Annotated in this window: 18 protein-coding genes; 3 read left to right on the top strand and 15 right to left on the bottom strand. The window is 34.2% G+C overall.

The annotated features are described in order from the left end of the window. Window positions 1-82: 82 nt before the first annotated feature. The 3 genes from B0A65_RS16240 to B0A65_RS16230 all read right to left on the bottom strand — a co-directional run bounded on the left by B0A65_RS16240 (window position 83) and on the right by B0A65_RS16230 (window position 4057). The gene (locus B0A65_RS16240) at window positions 83-397 is read right to left on the bottom strand and encodes a GIY-YIG nuclease family protein (protein ID WP_074659115.1); all 315 of its coding nucleotides are present in this window, start codon (window positions 395-397) and stop codon (window positions 83-85) included. Window positions 398-449: 52 nt separating this feature from the next. Then, complete coding sequence (locus B0A65_RS16235; protein WP_074659116.1) at window positions 450-2654, bottom strand: B12-binding domain-containing radical SAM protein; 2205 nt, start codon at window positions 2652-2654, stop codon at window positions 450-452. 125 nt (window positions 2655-2779) lie between these two features. Next, window positions 2780-4057, bottom strand: a complete 1278-nt coding sequence (locus tag B0A65_RS16230) for an MFS transporter (protein ID WP_074659242.1) — start codon at window positions 4055-4057, stop codon at window positions 2780-2782. Window positions 4058-4403: 346 nt separating this feature from the next. Here B0A65_RS16230 and bshC point away from each other — a divergent pair, with 346 nt between their 5' ends. From bshC to B0A65_RS16215, 3 genes are all read left to right on the top strand, one after another. After that, complete coding sequence (bshC, locus tag B0A65_RS16225; protein ID WP_074659117.1) at window positions 4404-5993, top strand: bacillithiol biosynthesis cysteine-adding enzyme BshC; 1590 nt, start codon at window positions 4404-4406, stop codon at window positions 5991-5993. Between the two features lie 219 nt (window positions 5994-6212). Beyond that, entirely contained in the window at window positions 6213-7484 is a 1272-nt protein-coding gene (locus B0A65_RS16220) for an acyltransferase family protein (protein ID WP_074659118.1), read from the top strand. Window positions 7485-7714: 230 nt separating this feature from the next. Beyond that, the gene (locus B0A65_RS16215) at window positions 7715-8134 is read left to right on the top strand and encodes a nucleoside-diphosphate kinase (protein ID WP_026984871.1); all 420 of its coding nucleotides are present in this window, start codon (window positions 7715-7717) and stop codon (window positions 8132-8134) included. Between the two features lie 126 nt (window positions 8135-8260). On the opposite strand, the gene B0A65_RS16210 is transcribed toward B0A65_RS16215, so the two are convergent. The 12 genes from B0A65_RS16210 to B0A65_RS16150 form a co-directional block, all read right to left on the bottom strand. Further along, on the bottom strand, window positions 8261-8557 hold the full coding sequence (locus tag B0A65_RS16210; RefSeq protein WP_074659119.1) for a DUF721 domain-containing protein: 297 nt from the start codon (window positions 8555-8557) through the stop codon (window positions 8261-8263). Then, complete coding sequence (locus B0A65_RS16205) at window positions 8538-8978, bottom strand: hypothetical protein (protein ID WP_074659120.1); 441 nt, start codon at window positions 8976-8978, stop codon at window positions 8538-8540. The genes B0A65_RS16210 and B0A65_RS16205 overlap by 20 nt, the downstream gene beginning before the upstream one ends. A 218-nt stretch (window positions 8979-9196) precedes the next feature. After that, window positions 9197-9802 (bottom strand): Zn-dependent protease, encoded by a 606-nt coding sequence (locus B0A65_RS16200; protein WP_074659121.1) that lies wholly within the window; start codon window positions 9800-9802, stop codon window positions 9197-9199. 204 nt (window positions 9803-10006) lie between these two features. Beyond that, window positions 10007-10960 carry a signal recognition particle-docking protein FtsY gene (gene ftsY, locus B0A65_RS16190; protein ID WP_074659122.1) on the bottom strand — a complete coding sequence of 318 codons (954 nt, stop codon included), beginning with the start codon at window positions 10958-10960 and terminating at the stop codon, window positions 10007-10009. Between the two features lie 168 nt (window positions 10961-11128). After that, window positions 11129-11281: a DUF4295 domain-containing protein gene (locus tag B0A65_RS16185; protein WP_007805819.1), complete on the bottom strand. Its 153-nt coding sequence runs from the start codon at window positions 11279-11281 to the stop codon at window positions 11129-11131. 74 nt (window positions 11282-11355) lie between these two features. Beyond that, window positions 11356-11538: a 50S ribosomal protein L33 gene (gene rpmG, locus B0A65_RS16180; protein ID WP_008253902.1), complete on the bottom strand. Its 183-nt coding sequence runs from the start codon at window positions 11536-11538 to the stop codon at window positions 11356-11358. Between the two features lie 27 nt (window positions 11539-11565). Next, window positions 11566-11802, bottom strand: coding sequence for a 50S ribosomal protein L28 (gene rpmB / locus B0A65_RS16175; RefSeq protein WP_007805815.1), 237 nt, complete (start codon window positions 11800-11802; stop codon window positions 11566-11568). A 71-nt stretch (window positions 11803-11873) separates the two neighbouring features. After that, window positions 11874-13127: a CinA family nicotinamide mononucleotide deamidase-related protein gene (locus B0A65_RS16170; RefSeq protein ID WP_074659123.1), complete on the bottom strand. Its 1254-nt coding sequence runs from the start codon at window positions 13125-13127 to the stop codon at window positions 11874-11876. Between the two features lie 384 nt (window positions 13128-13511). After that, window positions 13512-13856: an Hpt domain-containing protein gene (locus B0A65_RS16165; RefSeq protein ID WP_026984878.1), complete on the bottom strand. Its 345-nt coding sequence runs from the start codon at window positions 13854-13856 to the stop codon at window positions 13512-13514. Then, entirely contained in the window at window positions 13856-14467 is a 612-nt protein-coding gene (locus tag B0A65_RS16160; protein WP_074659124.1) for a fumarylacetoacetate hydrolase family protein, read from the bottom strand. The genes B0A65_RS16165 and B0A65_RS16160 overlap by 1 nt, the downstream gene beginning before the upstream one ends. Before the next feature lie 74 nt (window positions 14468-14541). Next, complete coding sequence (locus B0A65_RS16155; protein ID WP_074659125.1) at window positions 14542-15312, bottom strand: 3'-5' exonuclease; 771 nt, start codon at window positions 15310-15312, stop codon at window positions 14542-14544. Window positions 15313-15518: 206 nt separating this feature from the next. Then, window positions 15519-16853, bottom strand: a complete 1335-nt coding sequence (locus tag B0A65_RS16150) for a dihydrolipoamide acetyltransferase family protein (protein ID WP_074659126.1) — start codon at window positions 16851-16853, stop codon at window positions 15519-15521. Between the last annotated feature and the right edge of the window lie 25 nt (window positions 16854-16878).

The raw sequence follows: 16878 nt of genomic DNA, 5'->3' as shown, positions 1-16878 counted from the left end.
TCCTCCTCCGTCGGAATGACAAACTGGATCTCAAATAGTGAACTGACTAATCTCCAAGTAATTTCATAATTAGCTCCCAATCCTATTCAAACAAATAATTCAAAAACTCAAAGTCAGGATTAATTGTCTTTATTAATTCTATTTTTTTCTCTCTTCTCCAGCCCTTAATTTCCTTTTCTCTAGCAATTGCTTCATGAATCCAGGTAAACCTTTCATAATACAATAAAAATTTAACATTATACTTTGAAGCAAATGTCTTATTACCTGAAGAAATATTCTCCTGATGCTGACTTAACCTTTTCCTTAAGTTATTAGTAACCCCTGTATAGAAAACACTTTTAGGTTTATTCGTTAAAATATAAATGTAGTACGTGTGATAGCCTTCTTGAAAGAGCATGTTTTATTAAGATTCCGTTTTATACAAAAATAAGAAAAATCTTAAATATAAATTATAAAACCAACAACCCAAATTCTCGTAAAGTATTAACTGGCTTTGAATACCAAAACAATTCAAAGTCCTCTAAATGCGCTTCGAAATCAGCTTTTACTTCCTGAAAAGTATAATGTTTAACATTTGAAATCGAGATTTTACTCAAAATTTCAACTAGCCATTCACCTTCATTTTTGTTGGTCTGAAGATTGAAACTTTCCTTTTTATCGTGAAAAGTAAAACTCATCATTTCCCAGGAATTTCCTTTTTTTGATTTTGTGAAATGTTCTATAGAAGGTTTTCCGCCAAGCCAAACCACTTTTGCATTGGGTTTAGTATTAAAATCATTTTCTTCTTCCAGTGCATTGAAAATAAAATCGGGATCGATTTTAGTTTTTGGAATTTTAAAATCGAACCAATCTTGTAATTCGTAATCAAAACAGATTCCGTGCATGAAATTAAAAAGGGATTTTTTTAATCCGAAACTGAATTTATCGTGATTGATTCCAGTAGAATCGGTATAATCAATATCGTTATTGGCAAAAGTTCCAATAGTTTCTGTTGCTTTTGTCACGCCAAATTTCTCCGGATACAATCCAACCGGACTATGAGCCGTCATCGCAAATTGATGCCAAAAACCAGACTGCAGAATTCCGGCCTCAAATAATTGACGCACCATTTCGAGACTGTCAACTGTTTCCTGAATTGTTTGTGTTGGATATCCGTACATTAAATACGCATGAACCATAATTCCGGCTTCGGTGAAATTCCGGGTAACTTTTGCTACTTGTTCAACGGTAACGCCTTTGTCGATTAATTTTAATAATCGGTCTGAAGCAACTTCTAAACCGCCCGAAACGGCAATACAGCCAGAAGCTTTTAAAAGCAAACATAAATCTTTAGAAAAGCTTTTTTCAAAACGAATATTTGTCCACCAGGTTACCGCTAATTTTCGGCGTAAAATTTCTAACGCCAAAGCGCGCATCAAGGCTGGCGGTGCCGCTTCATCGACAAAATGAAAACCATTTTGCCCAGTTTGAAGCATCATTTCCTCCATCCTGTCGCACAACAAATTGGCAGCTACAGGTTCATAAACCTTTATATAATCTAATGAAATATCGCAGAAAGTACATTTTCCCCAATAACAGCCATGCGCCATTGTGAGTTTGTTCCAACGACCGTCGCTCCACATTCTGTGCATCGGATTCACGATTTCGATTACCGAAATGTATTTATCTAAAGGCAAATCAGAGTAATCCGGAGTTCCAACTTGTGCTTGTTTATAATCGTGTTTTAAAGAATTGTTTTTGTACACCACTTCTCCATTTTCCAAAAGAAAAGTTCTCTTATAAGAATTGGAATTTGGATTTTCTAAATTGAATATTAATTCTTCTATTGGAACTTCCCCATCATCTAAAGTGATAAAATCAAAGAATTCAAAAACACGTTTATCAGAAAGGGAACGCAATTCGGTATTAGGGAAACCGCCACCCATAGAAATCTTAATTTCAGGATGATTTTGTTTTACCCATTGGGCACAACGAAATGCGCTGTATAAATTCCCCGGAAAGGGAACAGAAATTAAAAAGAATGTTGGTTTTATCGCTTCAATTTTAGCTTTTAAAAGCGAAATTAAAATTGAATCAATATAAGTTGGTTCCTGCTGTAAAGCCTCATACAATTCATCAAAAGAATTGGCACTTCGACCTAAACGTTCGGCGTATCGGCTAAAGCCAAAATTTTCATCGACACATTCAACTATAAAATCTGAAATGTCTTCGAGATATAAGGTTGCTAGATGTTTTGCTTTATCCTGCGTTCCCATTGTTCCGAAAGCCCAATCTAATTCTTCCAACTGAGCGAAACGAGAAGCTTCAGGCAAGAAATCTTCCTGACAAATTTGTAAAGCCAAAGTTGGATTTTTTCCCTGCAAAAACTGAATTACGGCGTCAATGGTTTTGATGTATTCGTCTTGTAAAGCAAAAATACGTTTGGAATTATCTGAGATTTCAAAACCTGAAACTCGAAACTTGAAACCTGAAACCTCAAACAAATCTATCAAACCTTTCTTCGAAAACAATTCCAAAATCACATCAATACCCAAATCCGCCTGAGCAGATTCAATATTTTTGGTATTTAGAAATCCTTTTATATAGGCTGTCGCCGGATATGGCGTGTTCAGCTGTGTAAAAGGAGGCGTTATGATGAAGAGTTTTGTTTTCAAAAGGAATTATTTTTGCAAAAATACGAGATATTTGGGGACTTTTCAGGAAAAGATTTCAAGTTTGTCATAAATAAAAAAGCCTTTTGAAATGAATTTCAAAAGGCTTTTTAGTCTACGAAATATTTTTAAAACTGATGCACTTTCTTAGAAATCACTAAAAATGAAACTAAAGAGATTAAAGCGGCAGCAGTCAAATAAAAACCTACATAACTTAGTCCGTAAGTACTTGCTAACCAAATCGCAATCATTGGAGCAAATGCTGCACCTAAAATTCCTGCCAAATTAAATGTCAAGGAAGCGCCAGAATAACGCACTGTAGTCGGAAATAACTCTGACAAGAAAGTTCCTAATGGCCCGTAAGTAAAGCCCATTAAAGACATTCCCATACAAACAAATGCAGTTACCAAAACCGGATTTCCTGAATTAAGGAAGTACGAAAAGAAAAACCCGAAAACAGCTATGGCAGCGGTAGTGATAATTAATATCTTTCGACGACCAATTTTATCTGCAACCAAAGCCGAAACTGGGATAAAAAAGGCGAAAAAAAGTACTGAAAGTAATTGGATTAATAAAGCATCTCTTTTAGTAAAACCTAAGTCAGAAGTTGCCCAACTCAATGTAAAAACAGTCATTAAATAAAACACCAAAAAAGTAGTTACAGCTGATAATGTTCCAAAAATTAATTGATTTTTATAAGATTTCAACAAGGTGAAAAACGGAATTCTAACCTCCTTTTGCTCCTCCTTCGAATTTTCGAATGCCGGTGTTTCGCTTATTTTCAAACGAATATAAAACCCAACAATTACAAGAAGTGAACTCGCTATAAAGGGAATTCGCCAACCATAATCCATAAAGGCTTCACTGGTCATACTGTCAGTTAAGATTAAAAAAGTCCCTCCCGAAAGTAACAATCCGATAGGCGCTCCCAATTGTGGAAACATTCCGTACCAGGCACGTTTATTTGGCGGTGCATTTTCGATAGCCAACAAAACAGCTCCTCCCCACTCTCCTCCTAAACCAACTCCTTGTCCAAATCGGCACAACATCAATAAAATAGGTGCCGCGATTCCAATACTTGCGTATCCGGGTAAAAAACCAATTGCAATTGTTGACAATCCCATAGTTAATAAGGCTACAACTAAGGTAACTTTACGACCAATTTTATCTCCATAATGTCCAAAAACAGCCGAACCTAAAGGTCTGGCAAGAAAGGCAATTGAAAATGTAGCTAACGATTCCAGTGTTGAATTTGTGCTACTTGCTCCGGGAAAAAATAATTGCGGAAAAACCAATACTGCTGCATTGGCGTAAATATAAAAATCAAAAAATTCAATTGTGGTTCCAATTAACGAACCAAAAAGAACATGGCGAAGAGAATTCTCCTGATTTGGGTTATTTTTCATTGTATTTGATATAGTTTTTTTTTTAAAAATATGCTGTTGCAAAAATGAATCGACTCGTTTAACACAACAAACATTTGTCTGCAAAAATATAGTTTCATTATTAAAAACACACATTTGCAGACAACACTTTTAGATTACTCTCACAATTTTAACAAAAAACCAAAATCTGTTGTGTTAGTTTTTAACAAAATATTCTTTCTTCAATTTATTCGAAAACCAAGAATAAAATACTGATTTTAACTATTTTAAATCAAAAACTAAAAATCAAATCTTAAGCATTCGTTAAAAACAGTTTTAAGTATATATTTTCATTAAATTTACAGCTATCAAAAATAAATCTATAATTATGCCCACCGACTGTATCAGCTACCAAACCTCAGGATATTTCTCTAAATTGATACACGATTATTTAGATCAAAAACCCGAATTACACTCCTTATACAATCATTTTCCTACTTTGGAAAATTTTGAAAAGCAAATAGCTGAAAAACAGGCTAATTTTGATAACGCAAACCGAATTCCTTTAGTCGAAACACTAAAAAAGCAATATCAAAATATCGAAATATCAGAGGCAACTAAACAAAATATTGAACTTTTAGCCCATCCCACTACTTTTACGATTACAACCGGACATCAATTAAATTTATTTAGTGGTCCGTTGTATTTTTTATATAAAATTATTTCCACTATTAATTTAACAAAAGAATTAAAGTCGAAATACCCGGCACATAATTTTGTCCCTGTTTACTGGATGGCGACAGAAGATCACGATTTTGAAGAAATAAATTATTTTAATTTTAAAGGAAAGAAATTCCGTTGGAACAAAGAAAGTACAGGTCCGGTAGGAAGACTTTCAACTGAAGGTTTAGCTGAATTTTTTGAAATTTATTCTCTGGAATTAGGATCAAGCACAAATGCCAGTGTTCTAAAAAAACTATTTGAAGAAGCCTACTTAAAGCATGAAAATCTAGCCGATGCGACTCGTTTTTTAGCAGATCGATTATTTGCTAATTATGGTTTAGTAATTTTAGACGCCGATGACGCCGACTTAAAGCGTGCTTTTATTCCTTTTGTAAGAGAAGAATTAGAACAACAAACATCCTTCAAAGCCGTCCAGGAAACTATATCGAAATTCGGAGATTACACCGTTCAGGTAAATCCACGCGAAATCAATTTATTTTATATTGAAGATGATGTAAGAGAAAGAATCATTTTTGAGGATGATAAATACTACGTTAACAATACTAAAATATCCTTTTCTAAAGAAGAAATTTTCAAATTATTAGAAAGTAATCCGGAGAAATTTAGTCCCAATGTCATCATGCGTCCGTTATATCAGGAAATTATTCTGCCGAATTTATGTTACATTGGTGGAGGTGGAGAAATTGCATATTGGTTAGAATTAAAATCATTTTTCGATGCTGTAAATATTACTTTTCCGATGCTTTTGGTTCGTAATTCAGTGCTTTTAAACACCGAAAAACAAGCTAAAAAAGCTGATAAATTAGGTTTAAGCTGGGCCGACTTATTTACAAAACCTGCTAACTTAGTTAATTCGATTACGCATAAATTATCTGCTTTTCCAATTGATTTAACTCCTCAAAAAGAAACATTAGAAAAACAATTTGAATATCTTTATCAACTCGCACAACAAACCGATAAATCATTTACCGGAGCTGTAAAAGCACAGGAAGTAAAACAGAAAAAAGGATTAGAAAACCTTGAAAAAAGACTATTAAAAGCACAAAAACGAAAACTGGACAACGAATTACAACGGGTAACTGATTTACAATTTGAGTTATTCCCAAATCAAAGTTTGCAGGAACGTCAAACCAATTTTTCGGAATTTTATTTAGAAAAAGGAGATCAATTGATTCCGGTTTTGATTCAAAAATTAAAACCACTAGAAAACAATTTTAACATAATAACGATTTAAAAAAGTTTACCACAAATTACACGAATTAGCACTAATTTTAAAGAAAAGCATACTGCTTTTCTTTTAGGTTTTACATTCGTGAAAATTAGTGCAATTCGTGGCAAACAAAACAACAAAGTAATAATCTTTCAGAATAAATAACCGCCTCTTCTGAAATTATTGCCTCTCTAAACCAAATAGTAACCTTTAAAAACAAAAATTAATCTATTACCAAAAACTATGACCAGAGAGCGCTTGATTTCACTAGATGTCTTCAGAGGATTAACCATTTTATTAATGACTATTGTAAACAACCCCGGAGACTGGGGCAATGTTTTTCCACCACTTTTACATTCACAATGGAATGGCTGTACGCCAACCGATTTAGTTTTTCCGTTTTTTATCTTTATTATGGGAGTTGCAGTTCCTCTTGCAATGCCAACTAAAACCTGGGAAAAAACTACTTTCAACAAAATATTGGTCCGGTCTTTACGAATGTTCTGCCTTGGAATATTCTTTAATTTCTTTGCCAAAATACAGCTTTTTGGACTTGACGGAATTCCACTTTTAATTGGCCGCTTAGCTATTACAATTGCAGTTGGTTATGCTTTAATGGGGAGTTTTAGTTCGAAAGTCAAAAATATCCTAGCCTTTTCAATACTGTTTATTTATCTTTTTTTAGCATATAGTGGTATCCAAGCCTATCATGATGTCCGTTTACCGGGAGTTTTACAACGAATTGCTATTGTCTATTTTGTCGTTTCCCTCTTGTATTTAAAGACTACCCAAAAAAAACAAATTATAACCGGAGTAGTTTTATTATTAGGATATTGGGCCGCAATGACCTTAATACCGATTCCTGGAATTGGAGCTGCAAATCTCGAAAAAGGAACTAATTTAGCGTCCTGGATAGACAGCATTTTGTTAAAAGGACACATGTACCACGAAACAATTACATGGGATCCCGAAGGAATATTAAGCACTATTCCATCAGTCGTAAACGGAATTGTCGGTTTATTAATTGGCCAAATCCTATTACAAGGACTGGGCAAAACTCAAAAAGTTCAAAAAATGGCTGTAATAGGTGTGGCACTAATTATTGGTGGACTACTTTGGAGTATTCTTTTTCCAATTAATAAATCACTCTGGACAAGCAGTTATGTTTTATACACAACAGGATTAGCCACTACCGTTTTAGCAATATTATATTATGTGATAGATATAGCAGATTATAAAAAAGGATTCAAACTCTTTTTAATTTGGGGAGTAAATCCAATGATTGTATTTTTTGCTTCCGAAATTATTCCGCAGGCATTAGTGATGATCGAATTTCAAAATCCGCATCATCCAACTGAAAAGATCAATCTTTTAGATTATTTATACAGCTTCGGAATAGCACCATTTTTCAATAATCCAATGACCGCTTCTTTTGCCGGAGCATTAGTATATGTTGCAATCTGGACCTTTATATTATGGATATTCTACAAAAAGAAACTCATTTTCAAAGTTTAAAATATTATCTCACCATAAAAGTAGAGACGCACAGCAGTGCGTCTTTCTTATTTAAAAAGACATTTAATGTCAATATTTTACATTTTACATTTTACAACTTACTTTTTACAACTTACTTTTTACAGTTTTCTTTACCATAAAATCATTCCATGATGTTTTAATTATGAATTTATTAAAATCAATTCATAAAAAAAGTATACTTTTGCACAAAATTAAAAATAAGCAATAAAATGGCAACAAATAGAACTTTTACAATGATTAAACCGGATGCTGTTGCAAACGGACACATCGGGAACATCTTAGCAATGATTACTAACGGAGGTTTCAAAATCGTTTCATTAAAATTAACTCAATTAACTGTAGCAGACGCTCAGGCTTTTTACGCTGTACACGCTGCAAGACCTTTCTACGGAGAATTAGTTGAATTTATGTCACGCGGACCAATTGTTGCTGCTATTTTAGAAAAAGATAACGCAGTAGAAGATTTCAGAACTTTAATTGGAGCTACAAATCCAGCTGAAGCTGCTGAAGGAACTATTCGTAAAGCATACGCAACTTCTATCGGAGAAAATGCAGTTCACGGTTCTGATAGCGACGAAAATGCAGCTATCGAAGGTGCATTCCACTTTGCCGGAAGAGAGCAGTTCTAGTATTTAGTTTGCAGTCACAGTTTTCGGTGACAGTAAACCTTACAAAAAAATCCCGTTTCAAATTGAAACGGGATTTTTTTATATTGCAATTTAGCTCGATCTAACTCTGAAAACTGAGACTGAAAACTATCTAAGTACCACGTCCGTCACCACTTCACGTCTTAATTCCTCATTAATCATTTTAACGATTTTAGACTTTCCATGACTCAATTCCTCTCTCAAAACGGCAGATCCGAGTTCAACATAAAGCGTACTTCCTTTCAAGATAACGTTTTTAGTATACGTGTTCACGCCATTTCCCATTAGCTGCCTCCAAGCTTCTTTTACATCAATCTGATCCATTCCGGGCTGTAATTTGTTCACCTGAATAATCTGGTTCAAAACATCCCCAATTGTACTTTGACTATTTAGTCTTTTTGCCATCGTTTAAAATATTTATTGGTGCTGTTTTTTTATAATGATATTCTTTTTGCTGTTCGTTTTTAACAACAAACTCTTTGTCCGAAACTGAAATTAATTCCTCACTCCATTTCGCATAATCTGTTTTATAATCCAAAAAAGTTCCTTTATCTGTAAATCGAACCGAAACATTTTCGAATGTATTTGTGGTCAAAAAAGTGCCGTCAAGCTGCGCCATAACCTTCGTTCGTGTTCCTTTAGTTCCTTTAATCTGAAAGAAATCAAAGTTTTCATTCATTCCATAATCCTTCACATCTCCTTCATCAAAAACTACTTTTTCAATTTCCCAATAACCATTCAACTTAGCAATATCTGCCGGCTTAATTTGCTCTTTACAGCTTACAAACAAAAGCGACAAAACCAAAATTATAAAACTGTTTTTCATATAATACTATTTATGAGGAGCTAATCCTGCTGTCCGCTATATCTTTTCCTGGCTAAAGAAGCCAGAAAAAGGATACCGCTGCCATCAGGGCTAGGGCATCTATTTTCAAAAGAAATTTCGTGAACTACAAAGTTAACTTTATATCGTTAAATGTTAATATAAATACAGTAAAAGAAAAAGGATTTTTTGTACTAATGAGAGATTACTCAAAAATTGGTCTAAACCAATTTCCAGCCTTTTCGCAATAAAAAAATTTTACAATTGAGACAGAAAGCATGTTCTTCATCCAAATGATTTCCTCCTTTAGCATCACGCATTAAACACGATTTAACTTTGCAATGAGGTAAACCTGCTGTATGACCCAATTCATGTAAAACTAATTTATAAAACTGTTCAGTGTTGTTTTTTACAGACAATCTAAAATCAGAAACCACACAGGCTTTTCCGGGACGGTATCCCAATCCCATTACACCCCAATCTTTGATTCCATTTTTAGTTGTACTGATATCAGAATGTGACAATCCAACAATTACTGAGTCTTTTCCAATATTATTTTTAAGACTTTTAATAATACTGTCAGCGCGATATCTGTTTCTGGGTCTATAATAGGTATTGTCAGGAAAAGGAATAGTTGCCCTCAAAACCACATTTGGATTAACAGTCCTGATTTCAGAAAGCACTTTATTTGCTTGTTCAGATTTAAAATCACCCAAAGGCTGAAGTACAATAACTTTTTGAATTGCTGTTTTTTTCAGACTATTTTCATTATTCCTATTTGTACAAGAAATTAAACAGACAAACAGAATAAGAAAATAGCACTTCATAGTAATACTTATTTCTTAGTACGGATTCTTTTAATCATGCCAGCAAAAAATAAACCTAAACCCAGAACCAATAGAATATAATAAAAGGAAAGACTTTTATCTTTTAGCACATTCGCTAAAACAAAACACACCACACTTGCGAAATAAAAAGTAACAGGCGTTATATTCTTTAAAGAAGAAAAACTCATTGAATTATCTAAAATATTATTTGAAAAAACTATCTACAAATTCGTATTTATTAAAGACTTGCAAGTCTTCAATTCCTTCTCCAATTCCAATATATTTTACCGGAATCTGAAACTGATCTGAAATACCAATCACAACCCCGCCTTTTGCAGTTCCGTCTAATTTAGTTACGGCCAATGAAGTTACTTCAGTTGCAGCTGTAAACTGTTTTGCCTGCTCAAAAGCATTTTGACCAGTTGAACCATCTAAAACCAAAAGAACATCGTGAGGAGCATCAGCAACCACTTTTTGCATTACTCGTTTTACTTTAGTCAACTCGTTCATCAAATTGATTTTATTGTGCAAACGACCTGCGGTATCAATAATAACCACATCGGCATCTTGAGCAACGGCAGACTGTAAAGTATCAAAAGCTACAGATGCAGGATCACTACCCATATTTTGTCTTACGATTGGCACATCAACACGATCTGCCCAAACTTGTAACTGATCGATTGCAGCGGCACGAAACGTATCAGCAGCACCTAAAACCACTTTATAACCTGCTTTTTTAAACTGATAAGCCAGTTTACCAATAGTAGTTGTTTTACCAACCCCATTAACACCCACCACCATTAAAACATAGGGCTTTTTATCTTTCGGAATTTCAAATTCAGTTGCTTCTCCTCTATTGGTTTCAGACAATAAAGCACCTATTTCATCACGAAGAATCTGGTTCAATTCATCGGTTCCTAAATATTTATCTTCAGCAACACGTTTTTCAATTCTTGAGATAATTTTTAAAGTTGTATTTACACCAACATCTGATGCCACAAGAATTTCTTCCAGATTATCCAAAACATCGTCATCGACTTTTGATTTTCCGGCAACGGCTTTACTTAACTTTGAGAAAAAAGTAGTTTTTGATTTTTCAAGACCTTTGTCTAAAGTCTCTTTTTTATCAGTGGAGAATAATTTTTTAAAAAAACTCATTTTTTATAGGTTGTTAGTTTTTTAGATTATATGATTTTACCATCTAAATAATCTTTAATATTTAAAGAAAGCTAAAATTAGGCAGTCTTCTTTAAATTTTAGACAAATATAAAAAATAAAAAAGCTACTTCCGAATGAAAGTAGCTTTTCTATATAATGTGATTGTTATTATTTCTTTTTCAAGAAAGTATCAACTTCTTCAGGAGCCATAATAGATTCTACGAATGTATATGCACCAGTTTTAGGAGATTTCACCATTTTGATGGCTTTTGATAATCTCTTAGAAGATGTTTGTAACGATGCTACGGTTTTCTTTGCCATGATTCAAATGTTATTTGAAGCTTTTATAAAACTCTAATGGCAAAACCATTGAGATTTACAAAAATCTCTAATTATTACTTAATTTCTTTGTGAACAGTTACGCGTTTCAAGATTGGATTAAATTTTTTAATCTCTAATCTATCCGGAGTATTCTTTTTGTTCTTAGTTGTAATGTATCTAGAAGTTCCTGGAACACCAGAAGTCTTGTGCTCAGTACATTCTAAAATTACCTGGATTCTATTACCTTTCTTTGCCATCTTGCTATATATTTATTTAGGAAAAGATTATTTGATAAATCCTTCTGACTGCGCTTTTTTCAAAACTGCAGAAATTCCATTTTTATTAATTGTTTTTATCGTAGATGCTGCTACTCTAAGAGTAATCCATCTATCTTCTTCTGGAAGATAAAAACGCTTTTTAACTAAGTTTACAGAAAACTTTCTCTTAGTTTTGTTCATAGCGTGAGAAACGTTATTTCCTACCATCGCTCTTTTACCTGTAAGGTCACAAACTCTTGACATTATACTTATCTTTTATCGTTATTCAAAATCAGGGTGCAAAGAAAAGAAAAATAAACCATTGTAGCAAAAAATTAGTGCACATTTTTTAAAATTTCTTTCTGTAATATTTCTAAACTCTTAATCGTCGCTCTATCTATCACTTTTTCACGTGGTTGGCCAAAGTTAAATTCTTCCACAATTATGTCAGTCGGGGTAGCCAAAGCGATAAAAACAGCTCCAATTTCAGCATTTGAATCTCCTTTTGATGGTCCGGCGTTACCAGTTGTCGCGATTGCATAGTCTGTTTTAAGCATCTCTTTCACATTCAAAGCCATAGCCGAGGCAACCTCAGCACTAACGACCGAATATTGATCTACTACTGCTTGCGAGACACCGAGAACATTAACCTTTACCTCTGTAGCATACGAAACCACGCTTCCTTTGAAATAATTTGAAGCTCCCGGAACAGCCGATAAAAGCGATGCAATTTTGCCACCAGTAAAACTTTCTGCGGTTGAAATTGTCTTATTTTGTTTCGTCAATATTTTTCCAATTACAGTTTCGATTGTTTCATTTTCTTCGTAACCAACTATAATATCATGAATTATCGCATCTAAAGATTTCACATTTTCTTCAATTGCCGCTTCTAATTCTTCCTTATTCGTTCCTCTCCCGGTTAATCGCAAACGTACTCTTCCCGGATTTGGCAAGTAAGCCAATTTGATAAAATCCGGCAAATTATTCTCCCAGTCTTCAATACGCTCTGCCACCATACTCTCACCTTGTCCATACGTTAAAATGGTTTTATGAATAATATACGGACGTTTGTATTCGCGTACGATTTTCGGAATTATTTCTTCTTCAACCAAATATTTCATTTCATAAGGAACTCCGGGAAGCGAAATAAAAACAGTATTTTCTTTCTTCATCCACATTCCGGGTGCGGTACCAACCTGATTGTGCAATACCGTACAAGTTGACGGCACTAAAGCCTGATCTTTATTCAGTTGCGAAATAGGTCGCTTATAAAAACCTTCTATCAATTGAGTCACGTGTGCCAAAACTTCCGGATTCACAACCAGCTCGTCATCGAAATATTCGCAGAACGTTTTTTTGGTTACATCATCTTTTGTAGGACCTAATCCTCCGGTAATAATCACAACATCTACTTTGTTTTGCAATTGCGCAAAAGTATCCAGAATGTGTTTCTTATCATCACTTATCGAAATCATTTCATGTATTTCGACTCCAATTCTATCCAGTGATTTGGCAATAAAGCCGGAATTAGTATCAACGATTTGACCAATTAGAATTTCATCTCCAATTGTAATTATAGTTGCTTTCATATAAATGTATTTTTTTTACTTACAAGATCGTAAGTCATTATTAGAAAGTAGGTTGTTGCCGGAACGATTTGAGTAAGGAGTAGCAACGGCATCTCGATTTAGAAAAACGAGGCTTTTTCTTCCTACCGTCTGCACACATGCATTATAAATCAATTTTAAACACAAATTGCACCAATTTGCACCATTTTTAATAGTCAGCTTAGTTTGCGAAATTAATTTCACGAACGAAAATTAGTGACAATTAGTGGAATTCGTGTTTGTTTTTATAATTATATACAGACGGTAGCTTTTTTTGCCGTAGTTTTTGCTAATCGGAAATACAATAAATGACCCGACGCTATTTTTGACCTAATTTAAAAAGGGCAAAAATAGGGACATGCCCAATTATACGTCAAAGTCTTTTTTGATTTCTTTAATCGCTTCTTTAACCTGTATTTTTATGCTTTTGAAAGTTTCGATAATTTCTTTCTTCTTACCTTCTGCCTTTGTCCAGGCTTCTACCTGCAAAATCTCTTCAAAAGCCACATTTAGACCAATTAAATCTAAAGTAGGTTTTATTTTATGCGCATAAGCATACGCATATTTATGATCCTTCTTTTTAATTCCTTCTTTGATTTGTTTTAAATCCTCAGGAACTTCGGTAACAAATAATTTAAGAATTTCATTTACAAATTCCGGATCATTATCTGAAAGTGCATATACTTTCGAAAGGTTGTATTTTAAAGCCATTACTTTACCTGTATTCTAAATAATTTTTTATCTTCTAAAAAGCCTTCCAAAACATCATTTGGTTTAACTGACGCCACTCCTGCAGGTGTCCCTGTAAAAATAATATCTCCAATTTTAAGCGTAAAATATTGCGAAACATACGCAATAAGCTCATCAATTTTCCAGAGCATAAGCGCTGTATTACCTTTTTGAACGGTCTGAGAATTATTTGTTAACTCAAAACTAAGATTTTCCATCGAAACAAAATCGGTTTTTGGCAAAAAATCTCCTATAACAGCAGAACCATCAAATGCTTTCGCTTTTTCCCAAGGTAATCCTTTTGCTTTTAATTTATCCTGTAAATCCCTGGCAGTAAAATCAATACCCACACTAATTTCGTCATAATACTTATGTGCGAATTTAGGCTCGATATACTTTCCTACTTTATTAATTTTTACAATAATTTCAATTTCATGATGAATTTCCTCAGAAAATTCAGGAATTACAAACGGGTGTTGTTTCAACAAAACCGCCGAATCCGGTTTCATAAATATTACCGGCTCCGTTGGACGTTCGTTCTTTAATTCTTCGATATGATTGGTATAATTTCTACCGATACAGATAATCTTCATTTTTTTAGTATTCAGTTTTCAGTCGCAGTCGCAGTCGCAGTTGTGAACTGAAAACTGAGACTGGGACTGAAAACTTATTTCGTATTTAACTTTCTTAATTTAATCGCTGTCAAAACCTTTTTTGTATATAACGGAAAATCAGCATTTTGAATCCAGCTGAAATACCCCGGCTCTGTTTCCAGCACTTTATCTACTTTTACACCTTTGTGTTTTCCGAAGGTAAAAACCTCTTCGTTGTCTGCATCAAAAGCAATCATTCCGGCAAAATCAGCAATTTTTTTACGGGTTGTGAATTCAGACAATGATTTCATATCATTTTCTAAATCCGGATAACGGTCTAATTGTGCTTTTAGAATTTCGTAAGTTGCCATCGTATCCGCTTCTGCAGAATGGGCATTCTCCAAACTTTTTCCACAGTAAAATTTCAGAGCTGCACTCAAAGTACGCTCTTCCATTTTATGAAAAATAGTCTGCACATCTACCGAAACTTTGTTTTTCATATCAAAATCAACTCCGGCACGCAATAATTCTTCCGCCAATAACGGAATATCAAAACGATCTGAGTTAAAACCACCCAAATCGCTATCTTTTATCATGCTATGAATTTGTGGTGCCAGCTCATTAAAAGTAGGCTCGTTGGCTACTTTTTCATCTGTGATACCATGTACAGCTGTTGTTTGTGGTGGAATTGGAATTGTCGGATTAACCAACCAGGTTTTACTTTCTTTATTTCCGTTTGGAAAAACTTTGAATATTGAAATCTCTACGATTCGATCTTTTCCGATGTCTATTCCGGTTGTTTCAAGATCAAAAAAGCAGATTGGTTTGTTGAGTTTCAGTTCCATTTTTAGTTTTTATAAGATTACAAATGTAATTTTTAAAGCCGAATTTCCCTCTCTTATTTTTTATTTTTTTTAGTTAAAAAGGACGTTTCAATTTACAAAAAGGTTCTTTTACCCACTTTATTTAAATTAAGCTGATTTTTTATCAAAACGAAAAAACCCGGAAAAATTTAAAATTTTTCCGGGTTTTATTTTATTTATTAATTGATTTAGAAATCTCTATCGACATCAAAAGCTTCTAAATACTCTGCTACTCTTTTCACAAAACTTCCTCCTAAAGCACCATCTACAACCCTGTGGTCATAAGAATGTGACAAGAACATTTTTTGACGAATCCCGATGAAATCACCTTCCGGAGTTTCAATAACTGCCGGTACTTTACGAATTGCACCAAGAGCCAAGATTCCAACCTGAGGCTGATTAATAATTGGCGTTCCGAAAACACTTCCAAAAGTACCCACATTTGTTACAGTATAAGTCCCTCCTTGTGTATCGTCTGGTTTCAATTTTCCTGTTTTTGCACGGTTTCCTAAATCGTTCACCGCTTTGGCCATTCCCACAAGGTTTAACTGATCTGCATTTTTAATTACAGGTACAATTAAGTTTCCGTTTGGCAAGGCTGCTGCCATTCCTAAATTTATATTTTTCTTTTTGATAATATAATCACCATCAACAGAAATGTTCATTCCAGGGAAATCTTTTAATGCTTTTGCAACTGCTTCCATCATAATTGGCGTAAAAGTCAGTTTCTCACCTTCTCTTTTTTCGAAAGCCGTTTTAACTTTCTCTCTCCATTTTACAATGTTTGTCACATCAACTTCAATAAAGGACTGAACGTGCGCCGAAGTTTGCACAGAGGCTACCATGTATCCTGAAATCAGTTTACGCATTCTGTCCATTTCAATGATTTCATCCCCTCCATTTACAGAAACCGGGACAGCTTGCTGACTTTTTTGAACTACTGGTTCAGCCACTTTTTGAGCAGCCGGAGTCGCAGTCACAGTCTCAACTGGAGCACTCTTAGGAATTACTACACCAGTTTTACGATCTTCTATATATTTTAAAATATCTTCTTTTGTAACACGTCCATCTTTTCCTGAACCCTGAATACTATCCAATTCTGCAATCGAAATTCCTTCTTCTTTCGCAATATTTTTCACCAATGGAGAAAAGAACTTGTCAGATCCTGAAAAATCTTGTGGAGCTGCTACAGTTTCCTGAGCTGTTTCTATTGTTTTTTCGATAGCTGCAACTTCAGCCGGAACATTTGTTTCCTCAACTGCAACAGCAGTCGGAGCGTCACCTTCAGTCTCAATAATCGCAATAGTTTGTCCCACCTGAACCAAATCATCTTTACCAAATAATTGTTCAACTAAGATTCCCGACACTTCGCTTGGTACTTCACTGTCAACTTTGTCAGTTGCAATTTCCAGTACAGCCTCGTCAGCTTCAATTTTGTCTCCTACTTCTTTCAACCAGTTGGTAATAGTTGCTTCAGCGACACTTTCTCCCATTTTAGGAAGCTTTAATTCAAATCTTGCCATATTGTTAACCTCAAGGGTGATTTTG

The organism is Flavobacterium frigidimaris, from assembly GCF_002217275.1.
Lineage (GTDB): Bacteria > Bacteroidota > Bacteroidia > Flavobacteriales > Flavobacteriaceae > Flavobacterium > Flavobacterium aquidurense.
The sequence above is the reverse complement of the archived record's forward strand: the minus strand, read 5'-3'. Positions and strand labels throughout refer to the sequence as shown.

Excerpts from the sequence above, each read along its gene's own strand:
- ftsY (WP_074659122.1), bottom strand. The coding sequence starts at position 10,960 with ATGAGTTTTTTTAAAAAATTATTCTCCACTGATAAAAAAGAGACTTTA.
- B0A65_RS16150 (WP_074659126.1), bottom strand. The coding sequence starts at position 16,853 with ATGGCAAGATTTGAATTAAAGCTTCCTAAAATGGGAGAAAGTGTCGCT.
- B0A65_RS16210 (WP_074659119.1), bottom strand. The coding sequence starts at position 8,557 with ATGGCAAAAAGACTAAATAGTCAAAGTACAATTGGGGATGTTTTGAAC.
- rpmB (WP_007805815.1), bottom strand. The coding sequence starts at position 11,802 with ATGTCAAGAGTTTGTGACCTTACAGGTAAAAGAGCGATGGTAGGAAAT.
- B0A65_RS16200 (WP_074659121.1), bottom strand. The coding sequence starts at position 9,802 with ATGAAGTGCTATTTTCTTATTCTGTTTGTCTGTTTAATTTCTTGTACA.
- B0A65_RS16205 (WP_074659120.1), bottom strand. The coding sequence starts at position 8,978 with ATGAAAAACAGTTTTATAATTTTGGTTTTGTCGCTTTTGTTTGTAAGC.
- B0A65_RS16220 (WP_074659118.1), top strand. The coding sequence starts at position 6,213 with ATGACCAGAGAGCGCTTGATTTCACTAGATGTCTTCAGAGGATTAACC.
- B0A65_RS16155 (WP_074659125.1), bottom strand. The coding sequence starts at position 15,312 with ATGGAACTGAAACTCAACAAACCAATCTGCTTTTTTGATCTTGAAACA.
- B0A65_RS16215 (WP_026984871.1), top strand. The coding sequence starts at position 7,715 with ATGGCAACAAATAGAACTTTTACAATGATTAAACCGGATGCTGTTGCA.
- B0A65_RS16185 (WP_007805819.1), bottom strand. The coding sequence starts at position 11,281 with ATGGCAAAGAAAACCGTAGCATCGTTACAAACATCTTCTAAGAGATTA.
- B0A65_RS16230 (WP_074659242.1), bottom strand. The coding sequence starts at position 4,057 with ATGAAAAATAACCCAAATCAGGAGAATTCTCTTCGCCATGTTCTTTTT.
- bshC (WP_074659117.1), top strand. The coding sequence starts at position 4,404 with ATGCCCACCGACTGTATCAGCTACCAAACCTCAGGATATTTCTCTAAA.
- rpmG (WP_008253902.1), bottom strand. The coding sequence starts at position 11,538 with ATGGCAAAGAAAGGTAATAGAATCCAGGTAATTTTAGAATGTACTGAG.
- B0A65_RS16170 (WP_074659123.1), bottom strand. The coding sequence starts at position 13,127 with ATGAAAGCAACTATAATTACAATTGGAGATGAAATTCTAATTGGTCAA.
- B0A65_RS16160 (WP_074659124.1), bottom strand. The coding sequence starts at position 14,467 with ATGAAGATTATCTGTATCGGTAGAAATTATACCAATCATATCGAAGAA.
- B0A65_RS16240 (WP_074659115.1), bottom strand. The coding sequence starts at position 397 with ATGCTCTTTCAAGAAGGCTATCACACGTACTACATTTATATTTTAACG.
- B0A65_RS16165 (WP_026984878.1), bottom strand. The coding sequence starts at position 13,856 with ATGGCTTTAAAATACAACCTTTCGAAAGTATATGCACTTTCAGATAAT.